The following is a 25,448-nucleotide window of genomic DNA, read 5'->3' as shown; positions in this document are numbered from 1 at the left end:
GGATTCTTTTGAAGTAAATGTTTTATAGTCTTTTTACCCCTCAAGAATAATGAAATAGCCGACTAATATCGACTGCCTGACTAAGAATAGCTGATCAGTAATTTACTCAGATCGACAGCTCTGTCTTTCAGATTGGGAGATTCTTGCAGGTTTATGACCTCGTTCAGGTCTAAGGTATTCTCACCTTTACCCGAGTGAACCACTCCTTCCAGAAACTTCATCTCCGCCAACTCCGAACTTACAAATGCAATATTTGCACCCTTCACATTCAGTATCGCGTTGAATCTGGTGGATCCAGCATAATTGGAAGACATACTGATGGCAACCTTGGTCTGTTGATCGATACCGAAGATCCTGTAAAAATGATTCAGGGCATACGCCTCAGGATACCCCTCAAAATCCAGGTATTTGATGGGTTGAACCGGATCGCTGAATAATTCCTCGTTATATATTGTCAATATTTGCTTCGTCTCCTGATCCGTTTTCTCCCCAATGAACCCTCTACGCTCCCAATATTCCATATCCCTGGATGTTAGGTTATGTTGTTCGTAGGTGTCCGGCAACCAGGCCAATGTTTTAACGCCATCGGCTCCATTCTTAAACCAATGATCGACCAACCCATTACTGATCAAAAGATATCGAGCATTCACTTTCTCATTATATCGTGCGATCTGTATAGAAGCTTTTTCTGTCAGCTTCACACTCGGTGCTTTGCACTCGATCAGTAGCTCAGGTTTAAAATCCTGATCATAGTATATAAGATCTGTCCTGGATCGAGTTTTATCTGCCTGAAGTTTTACGGGACTCTCACATGAAATGCGTGATGATGAAAAGCCCAGATCTCCGGTTAGATATTCTACTAAAGCTAAACGAACCCGTTCCTCAGGAAGGTCAGCGAAGGTTTTTTTCTGAATAGGATTCCAAAGGCGTTTCTCGCCGCTTTTAAATCTATATTCAGGATATTTTCCGAGAGCTTTACTGAGCAATGACTATTGGTATTTTAGGGGGTTAGAGGAATAAGTAGATAAGGAATAAAGGTTTTAATTGTACCTATTTCCTTATCTGTTTATTCCCAGCTGCTATCAGGCTGCAGCTGCCTCTCCTTCTTTCTCACCGTGCAGTTTTCTTTTGATAAGAACCTGCTGAATGATCGACAGTACGTTGAAGATCAGGTAATACAAACTCAAACCGGCTGCAAAATTGTTGAAGATGAACAGAAGCATCACCGGGAATACATATTGAAGCATTTTCATTTGTCCGGCCATTGGGCTGCTTCCGCCACCGCCACTCATACCACCGGTCAGCTTACTTTGAACCATCATGGCTGCCGTCATCAGTAGTACAAATCCGGCAATTTGGTCGCCGAGGAAAGGGATCTCAAATGGCAGGCTCAAAATGTAATCAGGTGCTGAAAGGTCAGCCGCCCACAGGAATTCTTCCTGACGGATCAGAATGGAATTCTGGAAATATCTCCAAAGCGTGATCAGGATCGGGAACTGAAGCAGGTTAGGTAAACAACCGCCAAGCGGGTTTACTTTGTTTTTACGATACAGATCCATCGTTGCTTTTTGCTGCTTCTGCGGATTGTCTTTGTACTTCTCCTGTATCTCCTTCATCTGAGGCTGAAGCTCACTCATGGCAGCCATACTCTTATAACTCTTGTAAGTCAGCGGCGACAGTACCAGTTTAACGAGTGAAGCAAATACGATGATGATCACCCCAAAGTTCGAAATAAAACCATTCAGGAATTCGAAGAACGGGATAACCAGCCAGCGAACAAACGGATCAGAGAACCATCTGAGCCAGCTCCAACCCACATCAACCATATCATAGGCATGTTCATCAACCTGAACGATCTCACGATATTTCATAGGCCCTACATACAAACGGTAAGAAGCAGCACCCTCCTGATCCAGGTCAGAGCGAATAGATGATGTGTATCGGTGTTCCGTATTTTGATTATCTGCCTCACCGGTTACCTCTGCTGTCATCACAGCGGCATCAGTTGGGGTAAGTGGCTTAATAAGCTGAGTAAAAAATTTCGTTTTGGTAGCCACCCAGTCAATATTACCGTTTATGGTAGATTCTTCCCTGCCTGGTTCATCCAGCTTGAACTGTTCAAGTTCGCCACCGGCATAGGTGTAAGCAGAAGTGGCAAGGGCATCCTGAGTATGATCTTTTTCTGTAAATCTAAGGGGAGATGTCCAACCGAAATCAACACTTTGCCCGATCACATAATCCGTCAAACCAATAAACTGGATATCCACATCCACTTCATAACTGTTACCATTTAACAGATAGGTGAGTGCTAATTTTCTTCCTTCTCCCAGATCCATTTCGTAGCGAATCTCACGCTGTTCTCCTTCCCCAACGTTTATGGAATTTCCAGGGGTTACCTGTTCAAATAACAGGTTCTGTGTCTCAACGTTGTAATTTTCAGTGGAAAGGAACCCGATATTATAGGCTGAACGCAGGGTATCGGCGATCAACTGCACTGGGCGACCATCCCAGGTGTCATATTCTTTCAGGATAAATGAATTAGGTCCGGCTCCCCTGTTTGTGAAGGTTGCCGTGTAAAGCGGGGTACTAACTTTTATTTCAGATTCTTCCGTTACGGGACTTGTAGAAAATAAACCCTGTACCTGTTCAACCTCATCAGTTTCTTCACTGATAGAAGGCTCAGGGCGGGTTTGTCTCTCCTGCTCCTGTGTTGTTTCAGTCTCACCAACCGTATCTTGCATGGTTTGTTCTATCTGTGCAAGACTATCCTGAACAGCTTGTTCTCTGCGTTGCTGAGCTAGTTCTTCCTCGCTTGGCATGGTAAAATAGAACCACCCGAGCATAAGCAAGAAAATTAAAAAAAATCCGGTTGCTGTATTCTTATCCAAAAGTATAGGGTTTAGAATGTTGTATGAGTTGACAAGATCCGTTCACGGAGTTTTTCCAATCCGGAAATTACATCTTTCTGAACAGATTCGAAGGTGAGATCAGAGTGTCGGGCAAGAAAAGCGAATTTCAGCCGCAGTTCAGACAACTCCGGTAAGTCTCTAATGATGTATTGATTCAATCGGTAGGCTTCTCTCATAAAACGTTTTGCTCTGTTTCGTTCTACCGCATTACCGATCTTTTTTGGGGATATAAATCCGACATAGTAATGGTTGTCGGCGCCGGGGGAGACTGAATAACGAATACTCACCGCCGGGTTGGAGATGAATGAGGAACCGCTAAAGAGTTCCTCAAAATTTCGCCTGCCACTAAGAATTTGAGATTTAGGCAGCGTAAATCTGTGACCAGGAGAATATGTAACCTTACTTGGCTCCTTTTCTCTCATCACTTACAGTCAGCTTATGACGACCTTTCTTGCGACGACTCGCAATGGTCTTACGGCCATTCTTGCTTGACATTCTTTCGCGAAAACCGTGCTTGTTCTTGCGCTTCTTGTTACTTGGTTGGTACGTGCGTTTCATGAATCAGGATATTTTATGCGTTCAATTTCTTATCCGAAAAAGGCTATAAATATAAACAGAATCTCAGAAAAAACAGAACTATTATTTGTATTAAAACCCTATTCTTTAAAATACCTTACAAACTGTGCTCTATCTTCATATTTGTATGTTGGTTACATACGACTAAGCTTCACAGACAGATATGGGAATAATGGTGTTTGATCTACCCGCTGAAGTGTATTGATGTCGAGATTGTAGACATTTTTTCTGTTGTATGTGTTTATAACCCCCGTTTCAGTTTGTAATCCCCAGCTTCTGCCAACCATAAACTCTCTTCCAATTGAAAAATCCAACCGATGGTAATAGGGAAGTCGTTCTCCAAATGGCCGACTGTATAATGTGCGTGCCGTACCGGGATCAACTTCAGGATTTTCTCTTGGAACGTCAACGGCAAAGTCATACCCAAATATCTGCGTATAGGGTTTACCAGTGCCAAACTCCCATCGTACATTTGTCTCGAAACCAAAAAACTCATACCCGAGTACAGCATTTAATTTATGGCGTTGATCATGGGCAGGTGAAAATTCAAAGACCGGTTCCACGATCCAGGCACCCAGATCCCCGGAAGTTGCTTCATAACTTATGGTCGACCAGCCATACCCTACTGAACTAATGAATCCACCCCTTTGAACCTGAAAACGCCCATCAAACCCATATGCCAAACCCTTAGCATTAGCTGTTTCAATACTTATTCTTGCTTCAGGTGTCCATTTTGAAACAGGTACATTTTCATACGTTTTGGCATAAGCTTCAACATTTATCTGTATGGAATTTCCTAATCTCTGCTCGTAACTCATTATTCCGTGATAAGAATATGGAATTTTATCTGCCAGCTTAATGGGCTGAAGCACAGTAAACACAGCTCCAATATCCCTTTGATCACTTATGCCGGAAAACATTTGCACATACTTGCCGGCCGCAATACTGAGTTCCTGCTGCCCGGTACCATCGGGTTTCCATGCCATCCTGAGGCGGGGCTCTAATCCTCCTGCATGGTCCAAAGAAACCTGAGTTGATAATCCCGGTTGGACCTCAAATTTTTCGCTGACCTCCCAGTTTCCTGAAAAGTACAAATTCAGGATCGGGATGATCCGATTTACCGATCTGATTTCAGCAAATTTTTCACTCAGCAACACATCATAAAACCTGAAATTCACTCCAAACCCATAGTTGATAGAAACGTCACCAATCTGTTCTCTCAATCCCGCATTCAAATAAAACTGATCTAAACTTGAGTACCGTTCTTGTTCAATGTCAGATCGCTCTGAATTGTTATAACCGGAGTAACCCGCCCAAATCTCAATTGGATACTTCAACCCGGTATCGTACGCCAGGCATCTCGCACCGAAAACAGTATTGTTCCACTCACTGCGGATCTGTCGTGTTGGTACAACTTCTCCGCTGTCTTTTGTATATAATCCGGTTACGTTGCAGCTAATGTTATCAAGCTGTATTGTGTAACGTGCTATAAAATCACCGAAATTAAGGGGAACCTCCTCGTTGATAAGGGTTGGGGCTACACTTTCAATTGTTGATCGCCTGCCCATCACTAAAAATGACTGTCGGTCTCTTACAATCGGACCTTCAGCATGAAAGCTCATCAGATAAGGACTTATGGCACCGCTTGCGGCATACTGTCGCAAATTTCCAGGCCTGAGGCTGATATCTATCACCGCAGACATTGCATTGGATAATTCAGCACCATAACCACCGGCATAAACATCTGCGTTTTGAATGACCTCTTCTGAAAATGCAGAGAACAGATTTGAAACATGGAAGGGCTTAACTACGGGAAGGTTATCCACCAGAACAAGATTTTGATCCGGTCTTCCCCCTCTGATGTATAGATCTCCGCCACGATCCCCAGTGGTAACTATTCCCGGTTCAGTTTGCAGAAATGAAACCAGATCACCATCCACGCCCGGTGTTGGAATTCGCGCAATATCATCAAAACTAACCCTCTGCACGCCAGCTCTTCCCGTGGTAACCAAACGACCTCCGATCACAACTGCCTCATCTTTTAAAGTGGCTACCTCCGTCGTAAGCTCTATTCGAATCGTTCTTCTTTCGTTTGGTTCCAGAAAAAATTGTTCAGCATAATCGACAAATCCAACATAGGATATCTGAAGTTCTAACTCGGTATTCGGTGTGATGTCACGGATTTCGCAAAAACCGGTGGGATTGGTCACGCAATTGTAAAGCAGTTCATTCTCGTCTTCGGGGTGATAGATGAGGACATTGGCACCCACCATCGGGCTGCCGTCTTCTTCAGAAAGGACTACAATGCGGAGCAGGCCATCCTGGGCGGTGGCCTGGAAAAAACTTCCAAAGGCCAGCGTAATTACGCCAATGAAAAAGCTTAGATATTGAACCGGTACTGGTTTTTTCATGAGGAGTAAAGGTTAAAAACAATCCGGTGTACATACTTCTGAGGTATCCACCGGGATGGCAACGGTATCTGAATAGAGAGCTCCTAAGCGTTGCGTACTTCCAAAAATATCGAAGGAATCCACTAAGGTTTGCTCATAAAAACCAGGGCTGTAATGTTCATAACTAATGTATATTGCTCCTTTGAATAGATAATCCCAGCAATAACGAGTGGGGTTATTGGCGATAAAAGCGTCATTTACCTGTTCATGCGGAATAAAAGTAAACGTAATCTTTTGGGATGAAGAATCATTCTCTGGTTCTAAAACATGTGTACTGCTCCATCTCCATTCATAGTCTTCCCAAGTTACACTATCATCGTAATCCTCTCGGGGAAAACCTACACGTAAGGCAATGGTACTTCCTTTTACCGGTTCTAACTCAAAGTCGATGGGAATAAAACAATTTTGATTTAGGGGCGAAACTTGCGGTGTTGGTTTAGTAGGCGTTGTTATTGGGATCTGTACAGCGGCGCCATCCGAGCGTTCAACTACAAGGCGGTAATCGGTATCCGGCTGAAGCGGCTGGTCCAATACAAAATTATACTGGTAGATACCCTCGTATTCTTGTTGAATTCCTTCCAAAGTTTCTATCATACCGGTTTCTAAATTCTCAAAAAAAACGGTAGCATCAATAGTTTCGGTGGCTTCGGCGGTAAAGGGAGCGTTCAAATCCCGAATGCGGATGTAGTTTACATCTTTGTTCAGATCCATCGCACCGTACACTGAGTAGATGCCGGTGTCGGTGTCCAATGGTTCTACGGAATTGTCACAGGAGTATATTACAAGAATGGCTAATAAAATTTTATATTTTATAAAAAAATTTACCATGATTTAAAACTAAATATATTCAGAGTCAGTAGAATAAATCTTAGTGACTCTGAATTTAATTAATGAAAAATAAAATATAATTAAGGTTCTCTACATAAACCTGTCTCAAATACTTCTGAATTTGGTGTTGTAATAAAATCAATAGTGTTGCTTGTTTCTATTAATGTTTCATTTTCGTCTAAAGCAGAGACTCTGTATCGTATTCTACAGAAACCACCTGTTTGTTCAGTAACTTCGACATCTTGATCAATAAAATTAGTTGTCGATATAACTTCAAATGAATCATCATAATATCCAGTTGCAGATACTGGATATCTATTTACAACATACTCGTCAGCGTTTGGCACCGAGTTCCATGAAAGGTCAGGGCTTCCATTTGTTATTGATCCACTGAGTGTAAATGTAGATATTTTGATATTTGTCTCGCTGTTATATTCATTGTAGATAGAGGAACCAAGCGATACTAAAACAATGAATGTACTTAATAAAATAGGTGATAGTTTATTTAGTGTTTTCATTTTTTTGAATTTAGTTGTGGTTTAAATACACTGAATTGATATACCTCTCTCTTAATCTATAGAACTGAGGGTCTCGATTATAATATGTTACATAAAAGCATATGTTTTTATTGAAAATTATACATCTGCACGTCCGCGTCCACAGTTAGGTGGCTCGTTATGTTAAGTGTTTTACTTATTCCGGTTTCTAAATTCTCATGGTTCAAAACTAAATTAAACTCAGGGCCAATACGACAAAACTTTCTAACTCTGAGTTTTTTTGGTGAAGGTGAAATTTATTTATCGATAGAATTAACTGTTGCAATTACTGTTTCGTTTTCATCTTTCTTGTATCTAACTAATATTAATTTACACTGATCATTTACCCCTCTTTTCAGTATAACCTATAAAAAAAGAATTTGCAGAATTTGAGATGAGATGGACAGTAAAAATAAATTCCATTTTGTTTGGTTAAATACCGCAAATTTTAAACTATAAAAAAAGGCAGACCGTGGTGGCCTGCCTTGAATACCTTTAAATAAAGCTCAAAAGCTACTCAGGCTTCCAGTTCTTCATTCCGTCCCTGATCACATTCGCGATCTTAGACACCGGAATTCTTTCCTGACTCATATCATCACGGTAGCGAATGGTCACCGTATCCTCCCCTTCTGATTCCACTCCGTCAAAGTCTACAGTCACGCAAAATGGAGTACCTGCTTCATCTAATCTACGGTATCGTTTACCGATTGATCCGGATTCATCATACATCACCGAAAATTCCTCTCGCAGATCGGCTTCAATTTTGTGTGCCAGATCCTGCAGCTTGTCTTTTTTGATGAGCGGGAAGATACCAACCTGGACGGGAGCCAGTTTCGGATTCATTTTCAGAACGGTACGGGTATCGCCATCTACTTCTTCCTCACGGTAGGCATCACAAAGAACCATCAGGGTAAGTCGATCAAGACCTACTGAAGTTTCGATCACATAAGGCACAAAACGTTCCTGATTCTTCTGATCATAGTAGTCCAGTTTTTTCCCGGAGAATTCAGCGTGCTGAGTCAGGTCAAAATCTGTTCGGTTGTGGATACCTTCCACTTCCTGCCAGCCGATGGGATATTTGTACTGAATATCGGCAGCAGCTCGTGCATAGTGAGCCAGTTTGTCCTCAGGATGTGGAGCCGTTCGTAAGTTCTCCTCACGGATCCCCATCATTTTATGCCACTCAAGACGTTTTTCCAGCCACTTCTCATACTCGGCTTCATCCGTTCCGGGCTTCACAAAATATTGCATTTCCATTTGCTCAAATTCCCGCATTCGGAATACAAACTGTCGAGCCACTACTTCATTACGAAAGGCTTTACCGGTTTGAGCGATCCCAAAAGGAACCTGAACACGAGCGGTATCAAGCACGTTCTTATAATTCACAAAAATACCCTGAGCCGTTTCAGGTCGCAAATAAACACCGTCTTCTTCGGTAGAAGTAGAGCCAAATTGTGTCTTGAACATCAGGTTGAACTGTCGCACTTCGGTCCAGTCAAAAGCACCGGATTCAGGGGCACGGATCTCATTTTCCATGATGATCTCATACAGATCTTCTGTCAGACTTTTACGTGAACCGCAGGTATCCAGCTTTTCCTGAATAGCGTTTGCTTCTTCATGCTTCTCATCTTTACGCAGCTTTTCAATATGCTGCTCGATGATCATATCCGCACGGTAGCGTTTTTTGGACTGCTTGTCATCGATCATCGGATCGTTAAATCCACCTACGTGACCACTGGCTTCCCATACTTTCGGATGCATGAAAATAGCCGCGTCGATCCCGACTATATTATCGTGGCGGCGGGTCATCTCTTTCCACCAGGCATCACGGATATTTCGTTTGAGCTCTACACCGAGGGGTCCGTAATCGTACACGGCACTAAGTCCGCCATAGATCTCTGATGATTGAAAGATGAAACCCCGCGCTTTAGCCAGCGATACAATTTTATCCAGATTGTCCAAATTCGACATGTGTGTGATTTTACAGTTTCAAAAATTCGTTGAGCGCCAAAGATACGGAAATGAATATTGAATATTCAGTGTATGCCCAGGTTAATCTGCCACAACTTCTCTTTAATTTTAAGTGAGGTAGTTTTACATGTTAAATGAGTGGTGAGTGGTTTAATATTTAAAATCGAACCATAAACCAATATGCGTATCTACTCACAAAATCATACCTTCAAACCTACTGATAACTGTTTCCTGCTAACTGATCACTGAAATGCCAAAAGACAAAAATAAACTCCCAAAGCTTCCAAGAAAAACCAAAGCCCAAAAAGAGCGGGCACTTGAGATCCTGAGTGAGCTTTATAAGTATTACCCCAACCCACATTGTGAGCTTGATCACCGAAACCCTTTTGAGCTTTTGATCGCTACTATTTTGAGTGCACAGTGCACGGATGTGAGAGTCAACAAAACCACTCCGGCTCTCTTCGAAACCTACCCCACCCCTGAGCTAATGAAGGATGCTCCCCTGGAGGAGTTGGAAGAATTGGTAAGATCCACCGGCTTTTATCGCAACAAAGCGAAATCTCTAAAAGAAACCTCCCAAATTTTGGTAGAGGAATTTGACGGGAAAGTCCCACAGAATATGAACGACCTGCTGAAACTTCGTGGAGCCGCCCGCAAAACCGCTAACGTGGTCCTGGGAAATGCATTTGGAATTAATGTAGGCGTAGTCGTAGATACGCACGTCAAGAGATTTTCAAATCGCTTCGGCCTCACCAAAGAAAAAAAGAACACCAATAAAATTGAAAAGGACCTGATGGCCTTATTCCCCCGCGAAAGCTGGACAGATCTGTCACACCTGATGATCCACCACGGACGTGGTCCCTGCAAAGCCCGGATTTCAGAAGCACCGGATCATCCTTTGTGCAAAAATTATGGCATTAATTGTGAATGCCAGAAAATGCGGGAAGATGAATGACCAGTTCACGTAGGGGAAATTCATGAATTACCCCTACGTGAACTAATGAAAATACTTATCCTTTTCCCATAATTTCGGATTCATTTCAATGTATTCCGTGATCTTATTTAAAGATCTTTGATCTCGAATGATATGTTCATGGTAATTTCGTTGCCAGCAATTTTTACCAATTGAACCTCTCCTACTATTAATCTCTCTTGATACATTCATTTTATACCACCCAATTATTTTAGGTAAATACATTAATCGTCTTTTTTTTCTGTAGGTCTCCTGGTCCATATAACCCAGCCGTAGGGGCAATTCATGAATTGCCCCTACGGCTGGGTTATGATTTTTCATTATCTGTATAATTCCGTGAACATGATTTGGCATTATTACATATGCCTTTATGCGAATGTAATCATAGTTTATTGGCATCCTCAACCAATACTTATTAGCTATTTTTCCAAATTCATTCAATACCATTCTACCATCGTCTATTTCACCAAAAATAGATTCCCTATTTATTGTGCATATTGTTACGAAATAATAGCCCGGCGATGAATAATCATAACATTGAAGACGAATTGATTTTCGGTTATTCTTTGGCTTATATGTTCCCATGATTTCTGGCTTAAGCTATATCTTTATACGTAGGGGGAATTCATGAATTACCCCTACGTATAAAGATTTCACCCCATTAGTTAGAGCCTCCAAAAATCAACTCCTTACAAATTATTTTCTACTGTGACTGATAAACCTGATTCCATTTTTTCATCTTACACCGATCCTATTCCGCCCATTCGGTTTGATGTGCAGATCATACCCATCAAACAAGACGGGGAGACCTTTCTCTATTTTCAGGATCAGTATGGATATGCACCGGATGATTTCGCTGTTCCGCATTCTGCACGGAATATATTTTCGTTGTTTGATGGTCAGCGCAGTATTGAAGACCTGATGGAATACACGGGCAATGGGGTTACCAAAGAACAGATCCTGGAGTATGTTCAATTCCTTGATGGGAATGCCCTGCTCCATTCACCTTACTTCAGAGAATTTGCGGAGAAAACCGAGTTAGATTATGAGAGATCGGATGTGCATGAATCCATCACAGCCGGTCTGGCCTACCCGGATGATGCTGAAGAGATGACCCATTTCCTGAATGAAGCGTTTGACAAATTACCGACCGCGGATCCGGTTCAAACCGCAAAAGCCCTTTATGCACCTCACATCGATATTCGGGTGGGCATGAACAGCTATGTCAAAGCTTTTTCAGCCATTAAAGACTTGAAACCAAAACGCGTGGTTATGCTGGCTACCTCGCATTATTCCGGTATGTATCCGGACGTTTATGAAGAGCGACCTTTCGTGATTTCCGGCAAAGATTTCAAAATGGTTAACGGCACGGTTAAGACCGATCGGGAAACTATTGAACAGATCTCAAACCTGATCAGCGGTGATGAAGAATCATTTGGGGTTACCTTCCGGGATCGTGCGCACCGGGTTGAACACAGTATTGAACAGCATCTGATCTTCCTCAAGCATCTGTGGGATCATGATTTTTCGATGATCCCAATCCTTGTTGGCGGACTGGATGAACTCTTTTATAAAGCTGATGGATTTCAGGGGCAACAGGTGGAGAACTTCACCGGGTTACTGGCTGATCTGTTTGCAGAAGATGATGACACCTTTTTCCTGATCAGTGGCGACCTGGCCCATGTAGGTAAAAAATTCGGGGATGATAAACCGGCTAAAGAGATGTTTGAAGACATCCGAAACTTTGATGACTCATTTCTAAGCCATGGGGCTTCCGGTTCACACCAACAATTACTGGATCTGATGAGTGAAAAATATGATCCTTATCGTATTTGCGGATATCCTCCCCTTTACGCCTTTCTTAAAATAAAACCTGAGCTAAAAGGTGACGTTCTGACCTACGATTTCTGGGATGAATCGGAACGGGAAAGCGGGGTGAGTTTTGGTTCTATTATATATCGCTGATCCGCAGCTCAAAATTCTAATTTAATTCACCAACTGAATATTAGATATTCTGAGCCAACCTACCTACGGACTATGAAAAAATTCAATTTTCCGCATCCTTTAACGATCCTGTTATTCTTTATCGGCCTTTCTGCCGTTCTGACTCACCTCATACCGGCAGGGAGTTACGACCGTGTGACCGACCCTGAGACCGGCCGTGAGGTTGTGGTCAGTAACAGCTACAAGCAGGTTGAGGCTGAACCGATCGGGGTCTTTGATGCCGTTATCAAGGTACCGGAAGGAATCATTTTTGGCGCTGACCTGGTGGTATTGATCCTCATTATTGGTGGGGCTTTCATCGTGGTAGATAAAACCGGAGCCTTTAATGATGGCATTTCGGCTTTGATCCGAAAGTTTGAACACGCCAAATCCCGCGTCATGATCCTGGTCGGAATCGTATTCGCAACCGCCGGGGCTTTGAATCATACCTTCGAGGAGATCATTGCGATGATCCCGTTCCTGGTTGCCATGGCCGGTCGGCTCGGCTATACCAAGATCTCTGCCATAGCGATCAGTGCCGGGTGTGCCTCTATCGGGGCTGCTTTCAGCCCGATCAATCCGTTTGGAGTCTTGATCGCTCAGAAGATCTCAGAAGTCACCCCTTTCAGCGGCTCATGGTTCAGGATCATCGTCCTGCTGATAGTCCTTACTTTCTGGATCTGGTGGGTGCTCCGTAATGGCAAGGATGAACATTCAGAATATGAGGTCAAAACTGGGGACGATTCATCTGAAAAACTACCAACCCGTTCTGCCATCATCCTTTATCTGATCCTTTTTACCTTCGCATTTATGGTGTATGGTATCATGACCTGGGACTGGGGCTACAATGAAATGTCGGCCCTATTTCTGGTAACCGGGTTTGCGGCGGGACTGATCGGACAGCTTGGCCTTAACGAAACATCCAAAGCCTATGCCTTTGGTATCAATGAGATGGCTTTTGCAGCCATTATTGTTGGGCTTGCCCGAAGTATTTACCTGGTGCTTCAGGATGGGATGATCATAGATACCATCGTTTATGGGTTATTCAATCCACTGCAGGACCTACCGGTTTATTTATCTGCCGTAGGAATGATGATCTCCCATCTTCTCATTCACATCCCTATACCAAGCAGCTCAGGTCACGCGGTGCTTACCATGCCACTTCTTACCCCTTTATCGGATCTTATTGGTATGTCTCGGCAAGTGATGATCCTGTGTTATCAGTACGGTGGTATTATCATGGATATGATCACGCCAACCAATGGAGCTTTACTGGCCATTCTAACAGCAGCCGGGGTTTCCTACAAAGACTGGCTTCTTTACTGCTGGAGGCCATTCGGCATCATTCTGGGCATCTCTCTAACTTCAATCACGATCGCCATTTTTATAGGACTATAGATGGGAAAGCAATTTACCTGCAATTTTACTTGCTGGATGTTCGAGCCCTTTACTCTTTGATCTCCATCTTCTCGGCAAAGTAGTGGCAGAAATCACGCATGTCGCCGGCAATGCGTTCGTCATCGATGGAACTTTCAAGGGTATTCGCCATGGTAACCAGCGTTTGATGGAAGAAGATCTTCATTTCGTCAACGGTCATGTCGCGTGTCCACAGATCCAGTTTAAGCGTGTCCTTGTTCTTGGCATCCCAGAAGGAAAGCAGCATGGCACGGCAATTTACAGCATCCACGTTAGGCATGTCATCGGCCTTGAAGGCAATATTGGATGCGATGTTCTGATCGTCTAATTCTACGGTAATGTTGATTTCTTTTTTTGGCATGAGATCGGTTGTGTTGAATTTCTTTGCAAATTAAGGCTTTCTGAACTGAATTTGTGAAGGAATTGGGATTCATTAATGATCTTTTAGATTCCCGCCTTCGCGGGAATGACCAGGGGGGGTTGAAGTGATAATGTTAGACTAAAAGTTAACTAACCACCCACTGCCCCGTCATCCCCGTGAAAACGGGGATCTTATGGGTACCCGTACCATCGTTGCATAAAAGAGGTAAACAGCCATAGGATTAATTTCATACCGCAGCAATTAATCCATATTTTCAGCCCTCACTTTTACTATTCATTCAGATAGTCATCACACTTTGTTAGCACTCGAAAACATCACATTACACCTGGGCGACCGTGAACTGCTCGACGGCGTCAGTACTTTCATCAACCCCGGTGAGCGGATCGGGTTAGTGGGCCCAAATGGGGCGGGTAAATCCACTTTGCTTAAAATCATCATGGGGATACAGGAATCGGATGAAGGAACGGTCTCGCTGGCAAATGAAGAAACCCTTGGTTACCTCCCGCAGGATGGCGTTGACCCTGATTTCACACTGACGGTTCTGGAGGAAGTGGAAACGGCCTTTGCAGAACTCTTCGAGCTTGAAATGAAAGTGAAAGGTATTCAGGAAAAACTCTCACAGGTAGACCATCAAAGTGATGAGTACGAAAAACTGATGGAGCGTTACGGCCTCCTGCAAACGGAACTTGAATCGTCCGGCCTCTATGAGTTGCGTTCTCAGGTTGAAAAAGTTTTGATGGGACTTGGGTTCACTGAGGAAGACTTTCACCGAAACACCTCCGAATTCAGCGGAGGCTGGCTGATGCGTATTGCCCTGGCCAAACTGTTACTCCGCCGCCCCACCTATCTCCTTCTGGATGAGCCTACCAACCACCTGGATATTGAATCATTACAGTGGATGGAAAACTTCCTGAACAGTTATGAAGGGGCCGTGGTGGTAGTTTCTCACGATAAGGCCTTTCTGGATACCATTACCAACAGAACCCTGGCTCTCAGAAGCGGGGATATTTCAGACTATGCCGGTAACTACTCCTTTTATGAAAAGAAGTGGGAAGAAGAGCGGGAATTGCTCCTGAATGCCAAAAAGAATCAGGAAAAGCAGATCAAGGAAACCCAGGAGTTCATTGATCGCTTCCGTTACAAGGCTTCGAAAGCCCGGCAGGTTCAAAGTCGTGTGAAGCAGCTGGAGAAAATGGAACAGATCGAGCTCGAGGATGAGCAAAGTAAGGTCTCATTTCGTTTTCCGGAACCTGAACGAAGTGGTCAGGTGGTGATGAAGCTGGAGAACCTCCATAAAAGCTATGATGAAAACGTGGTGTTTGATGGGATCGATTACGAGATCGAACGAGGCGATAAGATCGCGGTAGTAGGCCCCAATGGAGCCGGAAAATCCACATTGATCCGTATCCTGGCCGGCAACGAACCTTATCAGAATGGCGAACGCATTGTGGGCCATAACGTGACCGTCAATTATTTTGCACAGCATCAGGCAGAAGAACTGGATCCAAAAAAAGACGCACTCGAATCCATGCACGACGCCGGGTCTGGTGCGAAAGAGAGTAAATTAAGGACCATTCTGGGATGCTTCCTGTTTCAGGGCGATGATGTTTTTAAGAAAGTGAAGGTCCTCTCAGGCGGAGAGAAAAGCAGGCTGGCACTGGCAAAGATGCTGCTATCACCTGCTAATCTGCTGATCTTTGATGAGCCTACCAACCACCTGGATATGAGCAGTAAGAACATCCTGCAGCAAGCCATTCAGCAATATGAAGGCACCTGCCTCATCGTATCTCACGATCGTGATTTCCTGGACCCCATTGTCAACAAAGTTCTGGATGTGCAGCCCGGTTATATCAAAACCTATTTGGGTAACGTCTCCTATTATCTCGACAAAAAGAAAGAAGAAGCAGAACAGGACGCTGCCTCAGAAACGGTTCAGCAATCAGAAGAAGAAAACTCACAACTTTCCAGAAAAGAACAGCGACGGATAGAAGCAGAGCAACGCAATGAACGGAATCGCAGGACCAAACCGATACGTGACAACATTCAATCGGTTGAGAAAGAGATCGAACAGATGGAAACCCGCAAAGGTGAGATCGAGGAGACCATGGCTCAGCCTGATTTCTATGATGATGCCGACAAGGTGAAGGAATTCTCATTGGAATATGATCAGCTCAAAGCCGACCTTACAGACCGATATTCGAAATGGGAAGAATATCAGCAACGCCTTGAAGCGATCGAACAAGAGTTTGATGACTGAGCCCACATCTCTTAAGTACACCTTTATGAAATCATATTTAGCGCCAATTATCATCCTATTCTCACTGGTTATCACAATAGCCGGTTGTTCGTCAACTAAGCAAACGAATGATCCAGTATCTACGGCTCAAACCGATGATACAGCAGAGGAGTGGATCAAGGTGAATATAAATGAGGCGATCTATTTCCATTTTGAGAAGGAGGATTCTGTGTGGGCAGGTACCTTCAGGACCTATACGCTGAATGATGAAAATGAGAAAGTGGTAAATCAACAGTATGTGTCAGCCAATGACAGCAGCTGGTCTGATTTTCAGCAGTTCGTAGACTTTTTGAATATTTACGAGATCGGCCCACAGTATGAGATCGAAGAGTGGGTTCCCGATTCAGGTACCCTGCCCCGTCGGGTGTATAATTTTGAAGTGTTTGATGGGGAAAACACTCACTCATTCTCTTATCAGGACCCCATTAATGGGATTCGCGATTACTGGCAGGCTCAGAACCTGTTAACTTTCATGACCCTTGTTGAAAGCGACCTTCAATGGGTAGAATCCACCAGTGAACCTTAAACTTCGCTCCAACGCAGAACGTGTGGAGCGAGTCAGGTTAAATTAATATCCATTTCTTTGCATCACTTCCATCCTCGTTCCTACGCTCTGCGTCGGAACGGGTCGCCACCGGCTCTACTTTGCGAAGATCTGACTCTTATCACCAAAGGCTTTGAACTCCAGGGCGTTTCCACTTGGATCGAGGAAGAACATGGTCGCTTGCTCTCCCGGTTCCCCCTTAAAACGAATATAAGGCTCGATCACAAACTCGATGCCCTCCTTCTCCAGTTTTTCCGCAAGAGCTTTCCACTCTTCCATCTCAAGGATCACCCCAAAATGACGAACCGGCACCCCTTTTCCATCCACAGCATTCATGGCCGATTCCTTGGCCTCATCCGGACTCAAATGCGCTACCACCTGATGGCCCCACATATTAAAGTCTATCCAAGAATCTGAACTTCGACCGGTCTCGCAACCCAACAGGTCGTGATAGAATTTATAAGCTTCATCAAGGTCTTTTACAGGAAATGCAAGATGAAATGGATTGATATCGCTCATGGTGTTTAGTTTGTGTTGGGTTGAAATTTCACTCAAAAGTAATGGATGTGGGGATTAGAAACCACATACCGACGTTAGTTAGTAGTACAGATTTGGGTCCTGGAAAGTATCATTTTTGTGCCAATCTCTTGCCATTCCATATTTTTAGATTCCCGCCTTCGCGGGAATGACTTTTAAGTAAAGGAAGGATCCTCTCATGAGCGTGCCTTATTTCAACATTGGGCCTTCAGAAAATCTCCCATTCGAGTATCTAAAAGATTTTGTATCCTTGAGCACACCTGGAAAAATATCATACACAGTCACTTACTTCATTAACTGAACTATGGGCGAATCGATAGATACGCTACAATTGAATCTTGACAGCGGCGGACTTCATATCATGAATGTCTCGCTGGCTATTATCATGTTTGGTGTGGCCCTGGAGCTGACCGTTGATGATTTCAGGAAAGTGGCTAAAAATCCAAAAAGTACGCTGATCGGACTGGCTTCTCAGTTCTTTATGCTGCCCGCTTTAACCTATGTGATGGTGATCATCATGGAACCCCATCCAAGTTTCGCTCTTGGCATGATGATGGTGGCCGCCTGTCCGGGTGGAAATATTTCAAACTTTTTTTCCCTGTTAGCAAAAGGTAATGCCGCACTTTCGGTGAGTATGACGGCCTTTGCCACCTTGTTATCGATCTTTATGACTCCCTTCAATTTTGCCTTCTGGGCAAGTTTGTATGGTCCAACCAATGCCATCCTCACTGAGATTCACCTCGACCTGTTTGAAGTCTTTCGAATCATAGTGCTTATACTTGGGATACCTCTGATCCTGGGCATGACCATGAGGCATTTTAAGGATAAACTGTCACAAACCATTTCACCTTACATCAAGAATTTTGGGATCATATTTTTTGCCGGTTTTGTGATCGTGGCTTTCAGCATGAACTTCGAGAATTTTATAAGCTATGTGCACCTGGTTATCGTGCTGGTTTTCATACACAATGCCATCGCACTCACAAGCGGATACTCATTGGGAGTGATTTTCAAGCTTCCCAGAAAAGACCGAAAATCTATAGCCATCGAGACCGGTATCCAGAATTCCGGATTGGGATTACTCCTAATTTTCAATTTCTTTGACGGCCTGGGAGGCATGGCACTGGTTGCGGCCTGGTGGGGCATCTGGCATATTGTAGCCGGCTTAAGCATTGGGTGGTATTGGTCAGTAGGAAAATCAACTTTACACCGCGTTTTCAGCAATGCGTAGAAACAATTATTTGTGGTATCAATTCTGGAGGCATGCAATAGTTGGCAATGGACTCCGATTCTTTTATAAAAAGATCAAAGCGGTTGGGAAAGAGAACCTGCCAAAAGACAAACCCATTCTTTACATCCCCAACCATCAGAATTCATTCATGGATGCCCTTCATGTGGCCATAACCACCAAACCGGTCATCTATTTTCTGACCCGGGCACAGGCTTTTAACCCCGACATCGTCGGTAAGTTCTTATGGTCTATAAATATGTTACCGGTCTATCGGGTCAGGGATGGTTTCAGCTCCATTCAAAAGAATAACGAGATCTTTGAGAAATGTATCAGATACCTCAAGAATAAGGAAACCGTTATGATCTTTGCTGAAGCCAATCACAACCTAAAACGCAGGATCCGTCCATTGAGTAAAGGTTTTACACGGATCGCATTTGGAGCCGAAGAAACCTATGATTGGGATCTGGACCTTCAGATCGTACCGGTAGGCATCAATTATGCAAGGCACCGAAAGGCGGGCAACACGGTTCAGGTTAATTACGGAGAGCCGATTCCTGTCAAAAAATACATGGATCTCTTTCTGAAAGATGAGCGTGAAGGCGTAGAAGCCATGAAAGACGATGTATCTGAGGCTATGAAGAAGCTGGTCTTCCATGTGGGTGATCTGAATGAATACCATGTTCAGAAAATACTCTGGGACGATCTTGAACCGGATGAAATGAAAACCGTTGATCCGGATATTGCCAATGCCCGCATTGCCAAGACCAAACCCCATGTGTCGGAAGCGATCATTGAAAAAGCCAAGGCACTTAACAAAAAGGCAGAAAAAGCAGGGGTAGAGTTAAAAGACCTCGCTGATCAGGAGAAGCTAAGCATCAAGCATATTTTACTGTCTCCCATCTATTTGTTTTCGTTTATCAATAACCTCATTCCGTATCAGCCGGTGAGGCATTTGATCGATCATGTGATCAAGGATCATGCCTTCGACGCATCCATCAAGTTTTTACTTTCTCTGATCGCTTTCCCAATTTTCTATGGCATTGTATCGATCGTTCTTACCCTGACGGGAGCAGGCTGGCCATTTATCCTGGGCTACCTCTTATTAAGTCTCATCACAGCTCCTATATTTGTGCAGGCCAAGGATCTTTTCACCGGTTCACCAAAAAAGAAACTTTTGAAGCAGGATCCTGTTTTATATAAAGAGCTTCAGGAAGAGTTAAAGATATTCCGTGATCTGCGCGAAACCATTTTAAGTGAATGAAGCTCAGACATTTACTGTTTTGAACCTGAAATCAATCATAAACCTAAACATACCTATGAAACTAACTAGTCTTTTTACTGCACTACTTTTAATTACCGTTGGATGCACTCAAACGGTAGAAAAAGAAGTTGAGATCACAAACTTTGACCATGATGAACTTGTAGCCACCGTCATGCCGGTTGGCGATAGCGGTGTTGCGGGTTCAGTAACTTTTACTGAATCTGATAACGGCGTCAGTGTTGAAGGAGAATTTTCAGGCCTTGAGTCAGGAAATCACGGCTTTCACATTCATGAGTTCGGAGACTGCCGGGCGGCCGATGGCACCAGCGCAGGCGGGCACTTTAATCCTGCCGGAAATGACCACGGTGCTCCAACCGACGAAATGCGTCACATGGGCGACATGGGTAACATTGAAGCCAACGAAGAAGGCGTAGCTGCTGTCAGCTATGTTGACGAAACGATCTCTCTTGAGGAGATCCTTGGCCGCGGTATCATCATTCACGCCGGCGAAGATGACCTGACCTCTCAGCCTACCGGAGCAGCAGGTGGACGTATTGCCTGTGGAGTGATCGGTATTGCCCAGACTCAGTAATTAAGAAAAGCCATTAAGCCGTTTGATCTTTCCATTCTCTGAAGAGCTGCTCAAGTTCTTCGGAGGATGACAGATCAACTGCTTTTTCAGCAAGCTCATCAAAATCTTTTTTGTTCCTGCTGCTTAACAGATCATAAATTGCAGGCAACGAATTGGGGACCATACTTAACTCATTGATCCCAAAACCCATCAGGCAAGCGGCTCCTATCTCATCTCCCGCAAGCTCTCCGCAAACACTCACATTGGTTCCGGCTTTTTCTGCCCCTTTAACCGTCATCTTAATCAGTTTCAATACAGCGGGATGATAGTGCTGAAACAGGGTGTGTATCTTTTCATTTCCGCGATCAACCGCCAGCGTGTACTGCGTCAGGTCATTGGATCCGATACTCAGGAAATCCACTTTTTTTGCAAAATGAAAAGCTGACAACGCCACACTCGGTACTTCAACCATGATTCCGATTGGCAGATCTTCATCAATTGGTGTTCCGGATGATAACAAAGCGCCCTGCATTTTCTCGATCTCATCACGGATCTGATCGATCTCGTCGACCACAGAGATCATAGGGATCAGCAATTTTACCCTCCCCGTATATTTACCGGCAATGGTCAAAATGGCTTTTAGTTGAGACCGAAGCAATTTTTTTTCATCCAGTAACAAGCGGATTCCCCGCCATCCCAAAAATGGATTGGCTTCTTTATAAGGCCGACGGGCATTTTTATCTCCCCCAATATCAAATAACCGAATAGTTACCGGCCCCTCTGAATTTTCCAGCATTGCAGTGTAAAATGCTTCCTGATCTTCCACATCCTTTCGGAGCTTTTTACCAAACAAAAGACTCTCGGTTCTGAGCAAACCAATGCCCTGTGACTTCATTTCTGAAACGCGCGGGAGTTCTGCTTCAAACTCTACATTGGCCATCAATTTAAATGGAAACCCATCCTTTGTTTCAAAGCCGGCGGCACGATCGGCTTTTACAGAAACCTGCGCTCCTTTCAGCTTTTCAGCATATTCCTTAAGGACTTCATCAGATGGATCCAGGATCAGCCCCCCTTTGTCGGCATCCAGGATTACCATTTCGTTTGAGGATACTACCTTGGTTGCTTTATCCGCATTGATCAAACAGGGAATACCCAGTGATTTGGCTATAATAACGGCATGTGAGGTGATCCCTCCTTTTTCAAGAACCAATCCACCCGCTCCCTCTTCGTAATAATTCACCAGTTCGGTAGGGCTGATCTTACTGGCTACCAGAATTGCCCCTTCGGGAACCTTTAGCTCGGTTGCATGATCACAAACTTTTGAAACATATCGATCTCTGATGTCCTCAAGGTCTATGATCCGTTGCCGAAACAATTCCGACCCACTTTCCTTTAGCTGCTCTATAAAAGAACTGAAGGTTTCATACACTGCAAAATCGACGCTCAGAAGTTTCTTTTCAACGATCTCAAATACGGTTCTCTTAATCTCCGGATCTTCTATGATCTGCTGCTGTGCTTCTATGATCTCTGCCGTACTTTTATCCTGAAGTCCCCCCGACATTTTCTCTAATTCCTGAACCAGTGAAGCCCTTGCTGAACAAAATTTCTCTTTGTGGGCCTCGATCTCACTTTCCGTGATAGCAGTTGGACTGATCTTTTGTGAACCTGCTTTGATCACCAAAGCAGGGCCAATGGAGATCCCAGAAGCCGCACTCCGGGCTTTTATAGTCGTCTCAGTATTCTCATCGAATGAAAAACTCATTCCTCATCCATCCCGAATTTATTTTCAATCGCCTCTTTAATGGCTTTCAGAGCTTCCTCCTCGTCCGGTCCCTCAAGTTCAAGCTCAAGCTCAGCTCCACTCTCTGCCGCCAGGGTCATCACCCCTAAAATACTTTTCCCGTTAACCCTGTATCCATAGCTATGGATATAGAAATCCGATTTGAACTTACTGGCTAACTTAACCAGCTGTGCAGAGGGACGAGCATGGAGTCCCGCAGAATTTTTTATGGTTACTTTTTCTTTGATCATAGCAAAAATTTAGTCTCTTAAAATGAAAATAATATTACCAACATGCCAAGTTTTTGAACCTTAAATATTTGCGCATAATTCTTGCTCCCTGCAGGAACAGTAATTTTTAAATAAGATTAATCTTTCACTTAATGTTTCTTAAATTCAGGCAGTCAAAAATAAATCACTATTTATTTAAATAAATAATATGTCAGTTACCGAGAAAGAAGTTCAATACATCGCAAATTTAGCAAGACTTCAGCTTAACGGCGAAGAAGTAAAATCCTTTGCTGATGACATGAATAAGATCTTAGGATACATGGAGCTTCTCAATGAAGTGGATACCGATGACGTTGAACCGCTTGAACACGTGATAGACCTTGAAAGTCGCCTTCGTAAGGATGAAGCCAAAGAACCTCTTTCTCATGAAGACGCCCTGAAAAACGCACCCGATGCCGATAGCGACTACTTCCGTGTACCAAAAGTGATCGAATAACCTCCGTTCTAACCCTCCTACATGACAGACCCAAAGAACGACATTTCACAGGATCTCTTTACCCGCCTTTCTGATTCCAGGCAGCATCTTATTACGCTGTTTATCCTGTTTATCATACCATTCTTTTTATTCACCGCTACAACCATTGGTGGAAAAGAATTTCAGCGGCATGATACCACCCAGTGGCGAGCCGCTACAGAATCTGTTTTCGAATACCGTGAGGCATACGATAAGGAACCTCTATGGGTCAATAATATGTTTGGAGGGATGCCGTCCTATGTTGTTTCACTGGCCAAACAAACGCCCCATCTCGATGATCTTCGCAAATTATTCGACGGGATCTTTCCGGCATTTCAGTTCTGGGTATTGTTCAGTGGCATGTACTTTTTACTTGTGTTGATGAAGTTCAGGCCCTTATCAGCCACCTTTGGCAGTTTGATGTTTGGCCTGTCCACCTACATTCCGATCATTATTGCAGCAGGTCATAACACTAAATTCATAACCTTGACCTTCATTCCCTGGGTGATCGCCGGTTACTGGCTTTTGACCCGCAACAAGGACAATCGCCTTCCGGGCCTGCTTCTATTTACCGTAGCTTTGGTACTGAATCTCAGAGCGAACCATCCTCAGATCACCTATTATTTCATTTACCTGCTTGGGTTTCTCTGGATCTTTGATACCTGGTCTTCTTACAAAAAAGAAGAGATCGTTGAATGGGCCAAAACTACCGGATTGCTGGCATTGGCCGGTGTGATTGCACTGATGGGACATGCAGAAACCTTCCTCCCATTACAGGAATACTCCAATTACAGTCTCCGTGGCGGTTCGGCTTTAGATAACTCTTCCGGTTTGACAGAGGGGTATGCCTTTGCGTGGTCGCAGGGCATTAAGGAAACCTGGACCCTGCTGGTCCCAAATTATTTTGGAGGAGCTTCACCTGATTACTGGGGACCCAAGTCCTTTACATCCGGCCCTCACTATCTTGGAGCGCTAGCCCTGCCCTTTATACTCATGGCCTTGATCCGTGAGCGTTCCAGGATCATGTATGCCTTCTTTGCCGCCGGAACACTTGGAATACTATTCGCCTGGGGAGGCAATTTCAGATTATTGAATGAATTTGCTTTCGATCATATCCCCCTCTTCGACAAGTTCCGGGCTCCTGAGACCTGGCTTACACTGACTGCATTTTGCTACACCGTTGTAGCAGTGTACGGACTTGATTGGCTCATTAAATTTGTAAGATCAAAAAATGCGCAACTGAAACAGCTTTATCTTCCGATTGGTGCAGCAGCCACTGTAATTATCTTGTTGTTTATTCAGCTCAATTCAACCGATTTCAAACGTCCGGGTGAAGTAGCCAACATTGCCAATCAGATCGCTCAGCAAAATCAGGTTAGCCCCAATAATCCACAGGTTCAGCAGCGGGCTGAGCAGTATGTGAATGCACAGATGGTCCCTCAGCGTGAAGAAAAGGCAAAAAGCGATCTTTTAAGACTATCCATAATCTTTGTATTGGGAACCGGACTGATCTACCTCGCTTTCTCCAATAAAATTCCGATATCTGTCGCCCTCTTCGGGTTTATTCTGATAACAGCCTATGATATGATCAGCGTGGATAAACGCTACATCCCTGAAGATGTTATCGTTGATGCAAACAGAAATACCGAGCGATTGTTAGAGTCTCAGCGAACGGACCTTACCAATTACATTGTAGAAAATAATTCTACCGATAGCAGTTATCCTTACCGAACATTTCCGTTACTGGATAATCCTTACAGTAATGCGATCCCGTCCTATTTTTACCCACAGATCGGAGGGTACACCGGTGCCAAACTCAGTGTGATTCAGGACGTGATGTATAACGGCGGGCCACTCGATGTTCAAAGCAACACATTCAATCCTCAATTGCTGGATCTCTTTAATGTAAAATACCTGACCTACACAGAAGGTTTGCCTCTTCCCGGTTTCGAGCCGGTCTTTGAAGGAGAAAGGGGCGTGGTGTATGAAAACCAAAACGTACTGCCCAAAGCCTTTTTTGTGGATTCGGTAATCACGACAAATTCACCCCAACAGGCATTCAACTATATTCAACCTCAGCAGATCAACCTTGCTGAAACCGCTGTTGTTGAAACTTCAGATGAGATAATCACCTCACCCGATTCGACTTCCACTGTTGAGGTAACAACCTACACCGGACCTGAGATCACCCTTGAAGTAACACGCAGTGAACCGGGATTTCTTGTACTGAGTGAAGTCTATTACCCGGCAGGTTGGTCAGCCACTTTGAACGGGGAGGAAATCCCGATCTATAAAACAAATTACTTTCTGAGAGGATTGCAGATACCGGCCGGAGAGCATCAAGTCGAGCTGAAGTTTGAGCCGACCTCCTATTCCCTCGGTACAACCTTAGCCTGGATATCATTGGCATTTCAGGTATTATTGGCAAGTTTTTTAGCCTTCAGATTCTTCAAAAATTAA

Annotated in this window: 23 protein-coding genes; 10 read left to right on the top strand and 13 right to left on the bottom strand. The window is 44.0% G+C overall.

Translation table 11 applies throughout. From position 1 onward, the window contains the following. Positions 1–80 precede the first annotated feature (80 nt). The 8 genes from C3B73_RS04085 to C3B73_RS04050 form a co-directional block, all read right to left on the bottom strand. Entirely contained in the window at positions 81–986 is a 906-nt protein-coding gene (locus C3B73_RS04085; RefSeq protein WP_103664368.1) for a type I restriction enzyme HsdR N-terminal domain-containing protein, read from the bottom strand. A gap of 96 nt (positions 987–1,082) precedes the next feature. Continuing rightward, positions 1,083–2,888 carry a membrane protein insertase YidC gene (gene yidC, locus C3B73_RS04080; protein ID WP_103664367.1) on the bottom strand — a complete coding sequence of 602 codons (1,806 nt, stop codon included), beginning with the start codon at positions 2,886–2,888 and terminating at the stop codon, positions 1,083–1,085. 11 nt (positions 2,889–2,899) lie between these two features. Further along, positions 2,900–3,331, bottom strand: coding sequence for a ribonuclease P protein component (locus C3B73_RS04075; protein ID WP_103664366.1), 432 nt, complete (start codon positions 3,329–3,331; stop codon positions 2,900–2,902). Beyond that, positions 3,309–3,467: a 50S ribosomal protein L34 gene (gene rpmH / locus C3B73_RS04070; RefSeq protein WP_103664365.1), complete on the bottom strand. Its 159-nt coding sequence runs from the start codon at positions 3,465–3,467 to the stop codon at positions 3,309–3,311. The genes C3B73_RS04075 and rpmH overlap by 23 nt, the downstream gene beginning before the upstream one ends. A 152-nt stretch (positions 3,468–3,619) precedes the next feature. Continuing rightward, entirely contained in the window at positions 3,620–5,896 is a 2,277-nt protein-coding gene (locus tag C3B73_RS04065; RefSeq protein WP_103664364.1) for a TonB-dependent receptor, read from the bottom strand. Positions 5,897–5,908: 12 nt separating this feature from the next. Next, positions 5,909–6,646 (bottom strand): hypothetical protein, encoded by a 738-nt coding sequence (locus C3B73_RS04060; RefSeq protein ID WP_157939420.1) that lies wholly within the window; start codon positions 6,644–6,646, stop codon positions 5,909–5,911. Between the two features lie 197 nt (positions 6,647–6,843). After that, positions 6,844–7,281 (bottom strand): hypothetical protein, encoded by a 438-nt coding sequence (locus C3B73_RS04055; RefSeq protein ID WP_103664362.1) that lies wholly within the window; start codon positions 7,279–7,281, stop codon positions 6,844–6,846. 531 nt (positions 7,282–7,812) lie between these two features. Continuing rightward, positions 7,813–9,270, bottom strand: coding sequence for a glycine--tRNA ligase (locus C3B73_RS04050; RefSeq protein WP_103664361.1), 1,458 nt, complete (start codon positions 9,268–9,270; stop codon positions 7,813–7,815). A gap of 250 nt (positions 9,271–9,520) precedes the next feature. Here C3B73_RS04050 and nth point away from each other — a divergent pair, with 250 nt between their 5' ends. Next, positions 9,521–10,225 carry an endonuclease III gene (gene nth, locus C3B73_RS04045; RefSeq protein WP_103664360.1) on the top strand — a complete coding sequence of 235 codons (705 nt, stop codon included), beginning with the start codon at positions 9,521–9,523 and terminating at the stop codon, positions 10,223–10,225. A 42-nt stretch (positions 10,226–10,267) separates the two neighbouring features. On the opposite strand, the gene C3B73_RS04040 is transcribed toward nth, so the two are convergent. Continuing rightward, positions 10,268–10,828, bottom strand: a complete 561-nt coding sequence (locus tag C3B73_RS04040; RefSeq protein WP_103664359.1) for a transposase — start codon at positions 10,826–10,828, stop codon at positions 10,268–10,270. A 123-nt stretch (positions 10,829–10,951) separates the two neighbouring features. On the opposite strand from C3B73_RS04040, the gene amrB reads away from it, so the two are divergent. Together amrB and C3B73_RS04030 are read left to right on the top strand one after the other, a co-directional pair. Further along, positions 10,952–12,208, top strand: coding sequence for an AmmeMemoRadiSam system protein B (amrB, locus tag C3B73_RS04035; RefSeq protein ID WP_103664358.1), 1,257 nt, complete (start codon positions 10,952–10,954; stop codon positions 12,206–12,208). Between the two features lie 72 nt (positions 12,209–12,280). Then, the gene (locus C3B73_RS04030; protein ID WP_103664357.1) at positions 12,281–13,624 is read left to right on the top strand and encodes a YfcC family protein; all 1,344 of its coding nucleotides are present in this window, start codon (positions 12,281–12,283) and stop codon (positions 13,622–13,624) included. 49 nt (positions 13,625–13,673) lie between these two features. Here C3B73_RS04030 and gldC read toward each other — a convergent pair whose 3' ends face one another. Further along, positions 13,674–14,003, bottom strand: coding sequence for a gliding motility protein GldC (gene gldC / locus C3B73_RS04025; RefSeq protein ID WP_103664356.1), 330 nt, complete (start codon positions 14,001–14,003; stop codon positions 13,674–13,676). Between the two features lie 316 nt (positions 14,004–14,319). On the opposite strand from gldC, the gene C3B73_RS04020 reads away from it, so the two are divergent. Together C3B73_RS04020 and C3B73_RS04015 are read left to right on the top strand one after the other, a co-directional pair. Continuing rightward, positions 14,320–16,281 (top strand): ABC-F family ATP-binding cassette domain-containing protein, encoded by a 1,962-nt coding sequence (locus C3B73_RS04020; protein WP_103664355.1) that lies wholly within the window; start codon positions 14,320–14,322, stop codon positions 16,279–16,281. Between the two features lie 25 nt (positions 16,282–16,306). Next, entirely contained in the window at positions 16,307–16,846 is a 540-nt protein-coding gene (locus tag C3B73_RS04015; RefSeq protein WP_157939419.1) for a hypothetical protein, read from the top strand. 114 nt (positions 16,847–16,960) lie between these two features. Here C3B73_RS04015 and C3B73_RS04010 read toward each other — a convergent pair whose 3' ends face one another. After that, positions 16,961–17,383 (bottom strand): VOC family protein, encoded by a 423-nt coding sequence (locus C3B73_RS04010; protein ID WP_103664353.1) that lies wholly within the window; start codon positions 17,381–17,383, stop codon positions 16,961–16,963. A gap of 322 nt (positions 17,384–17,705) precedes the next feature. Between C3B73_RS04010 and C3B73_RS04005 the strand changes: the two genes are divergently transcribed. From C3B73_RS04005 to C3B73_RS03995, 3 genes are read left to right on the top strand one after another with little or no spacing between them, the layout of a single operon-like run. Beyond that, the gene (locus C3B73_RS04005; protein WP_103664352.1) at positions 17,706–18,632 is read left to right on the top strand and encodes a bile acid:sodium symporter family protein; all 927 of its coding nucleotides are present in this window, start codon (positions 17,706–17,708) and stop codon (positions 18,630–18,632) included. After that, a complete protein-coding gene (locus C3B73_RS04000; protein WP_103664351.1) occupies positions 18,625–19,893 on the top strand; it encodes a 1-acyl-sn-glycerol-3-phosphate acyltransferase in 1,269 nt (422 codons plus the stop codon). Before C3B73_RS04005 ends, C3B73_RS04000 begins: the two co-directional genes overlap by 8 nt. A 55-nt stretch (positions 19,894–19,948) precedes the next feature. Beyond that, positions 19,949–20,485 (top strand): superoxide dismutase family protein, encoded by a 537-nt coding sequence (locus C3B73_RS03995; RefSeq protein WP_103664406.1) that lies wholly within the window; start codon positions 19,949–19,951, stop codon positions 20,483–20,485. A 13-nt stretch (positions 20,486–20,498) separates the two neighbouring features. Here C3B73_RS03995 and ptsP read toward each other — a convergent pair whose 3' ends face one another. Further along, positions 20,499–22,226, bottom strand: a complete 1,728-nt coding sequence (gene ptsP, locus C3B73_RS03990; protein WP_103664350.1) for a phosphoenolpyruvate--protein phosphotransferase — start codon at positions 22,224–22,226, stop codon at positions 20,499–20,501. Then, positions 22,223–22,495 (bottom strand): HPr family phosphocarrier protein, encoded by a 273-nt coding sequence (locus C3B73_RS03985; protein WP_103664349.1) that lies wholly within the window; start codon positions 22,493–22,495, stop codon positions 22,223–22,225. The genes ptsP and C3B73_RS03985 overlap by 4 nt, the downstream gene beginning before the upstream one ends. 187 nt (positions 22,496–22,682) lie before the next feature. On the opposite strand from C3B73_RS03985, the gene gatC reads away from it, so the two are divergent. After that, positions 22,683–22,970: an Asp-tRNA(Asn)/Glu-tRNA(Gln) amidotransferase subunit GatC gene (gene gatC / locus C3B73_RS03980; protein ID WP_103664348.1), complete on the top strand. Its 288-nt coding sequence runs from the start codon at positions 22,683–22,685 to the stop codon at positions 22,968–22,970. Positions 22,971–22,991: 21 nt separating this feature from the next. After that, positions 22,992–25,448: a YfhO family protein gene (locus tag C3B73_RS03975; protein ID WP_103664347.1), complete on the top strand. Its 2,457-nt coding sequence runs from the start codon at positions 22,992–22,994 to the stop codon at positions 25,446–25,448.

Source organism: Gracilimonas amylolytica, assembly GCF_002911695.1.
GTDB classification, from domain to species: domain Bacteria; phylum Bacteroidota; class Rhodothermia; order Balneolales; family Balneolaceae; genus Gracilimonas; species Gracilimonas amylolytica.
The sequence above is the reverse complement of the archived record's forward strand: the minus strand, read 5'-3'. Positions and strand labels throughout refer to the sequence as shown.

Coding starts and splice junctions, on each gene's coding strand:
- nth (WP_103664360.1), top strand. CDS start 9,521: ATGCCAAAAGACAAAAATAAACTCCCAAAGCTTCCAAGAAAAACCAAA.
- ptsP (WP_103664350.1), bottom strand. CDS start 22,226: ATGAGTTTTTCATTCGATGAGAATACTGAGACGACTATAAAAGCCCGG.
- C3B73_RS04040 (WP_103664359.1), bottom strand. CDS start 10,828: ATGGGAACATATAAGCCAAAGAATAACCGAAAATCAATTCGTCTTCAA.
- C3B73_RS04065 (WP_103664364.1), bottom strand. CDS start 5,896: ATGAAAAAACCAGTACCGGTTCAATATCTAAGCTTTTTCATTGGCGTA.
- C3B73_RS04005 (WP_103664352.1), top strand. CDS start 17,706: ATGGGCGAATCGATAGATACGCTACAATTGAATCTTGACAGCGGCGGA.
- C3B73_RS04000 (WP_103664351.1), top strand. CDS start 18,625: ATGCGTAGAAACAATTATTTGTGGTATCAATTCTGGAGGCATGCAATA.
- rpmH (WP_103664365.1), bottom strand. CDS start 3,467: ATGAAACGCACGTACCAACCAAGTAACAAGAAGCGCAAGAACAAGCAC.
- C3B73_RS04060 (WP_157939420.1), bottom strand. CDS start 6,646: ATGGATCTGAACAAAGATGTAAACTACATCCGCATTCGGGATTTGAAC.
- C3B73_RS03975 (WP_103664347.1), top strand. CDS start 22,992: ATGACAGACCCAAAGAACGACATTTCACAGGATCTCTTTACCCGCCTT.
- C3B73_RS04015 (WP_157939419.1), top strand. CDS start 16,307: ATGAAATCATATTTAGCGCCAATTATCATCCTATTCTCACTGGTTATC.
- C3B73_RS04030 (WP_103664357.1), top strand. CDS start 12,281: ATGAAAAAATTCAATTTTCCGCATCCTTTAACGATCCTGTTATTCTTT.
- C3B73_RS03985 (WP_103664349.1), bottom strand. CDS start 22,495: ATGATCAAAGAAAAAGTAACCATAAAAAATTCTGCGGGACTCCATGCT.
- gatC (WP_103664348.1), top strand. CDS start 22,683: ATGTCAGTTACCGAGAAAGAAGTTCAATACATCGCAAATTTAGCAAGA.
- C3B73_RS04055 (WP_103664362.1), bottom strand. CDS start 7,281: ATGAAAACACTAAATAAACTATCACCTATTTTATTAAGTACATTCATT.
- C3B73_RS04075 (WP_103664366.1), bottom strand. CDS start 3,331: ATGAGAGAAAAGGAGCCAAGTAAGGTTACATATTCTCCTGGTCACAGA.
- gldC (WP_103664356.1), bottom strand. CDS start 14,003: ATGCCAAAAAAAGAAATCAACATTACCGTAGAATTAGACGATCAGAAC.
- C3B73_RS04010 (WP_103664353.1), bottom strand. CDS start 17,383: ATGAGCGATATCAATCCATTTCATCTTGCATTTCCTGTAAAAGACCTT.
- C3B73_RS04050 (WP_103664361.1), bottom strand. CDS start 9,270: ATGTCGAATTTGGACAATCTGGATAAAATTGTATCGCTGGCTAAAGCG.
- C3B73_RS03995 (WP_103664406.1), top strand. CDS start 19,949: ATGAAACTAACTAGTCTTTTTACTGCACTACTTTTAATTACCGTTGGA.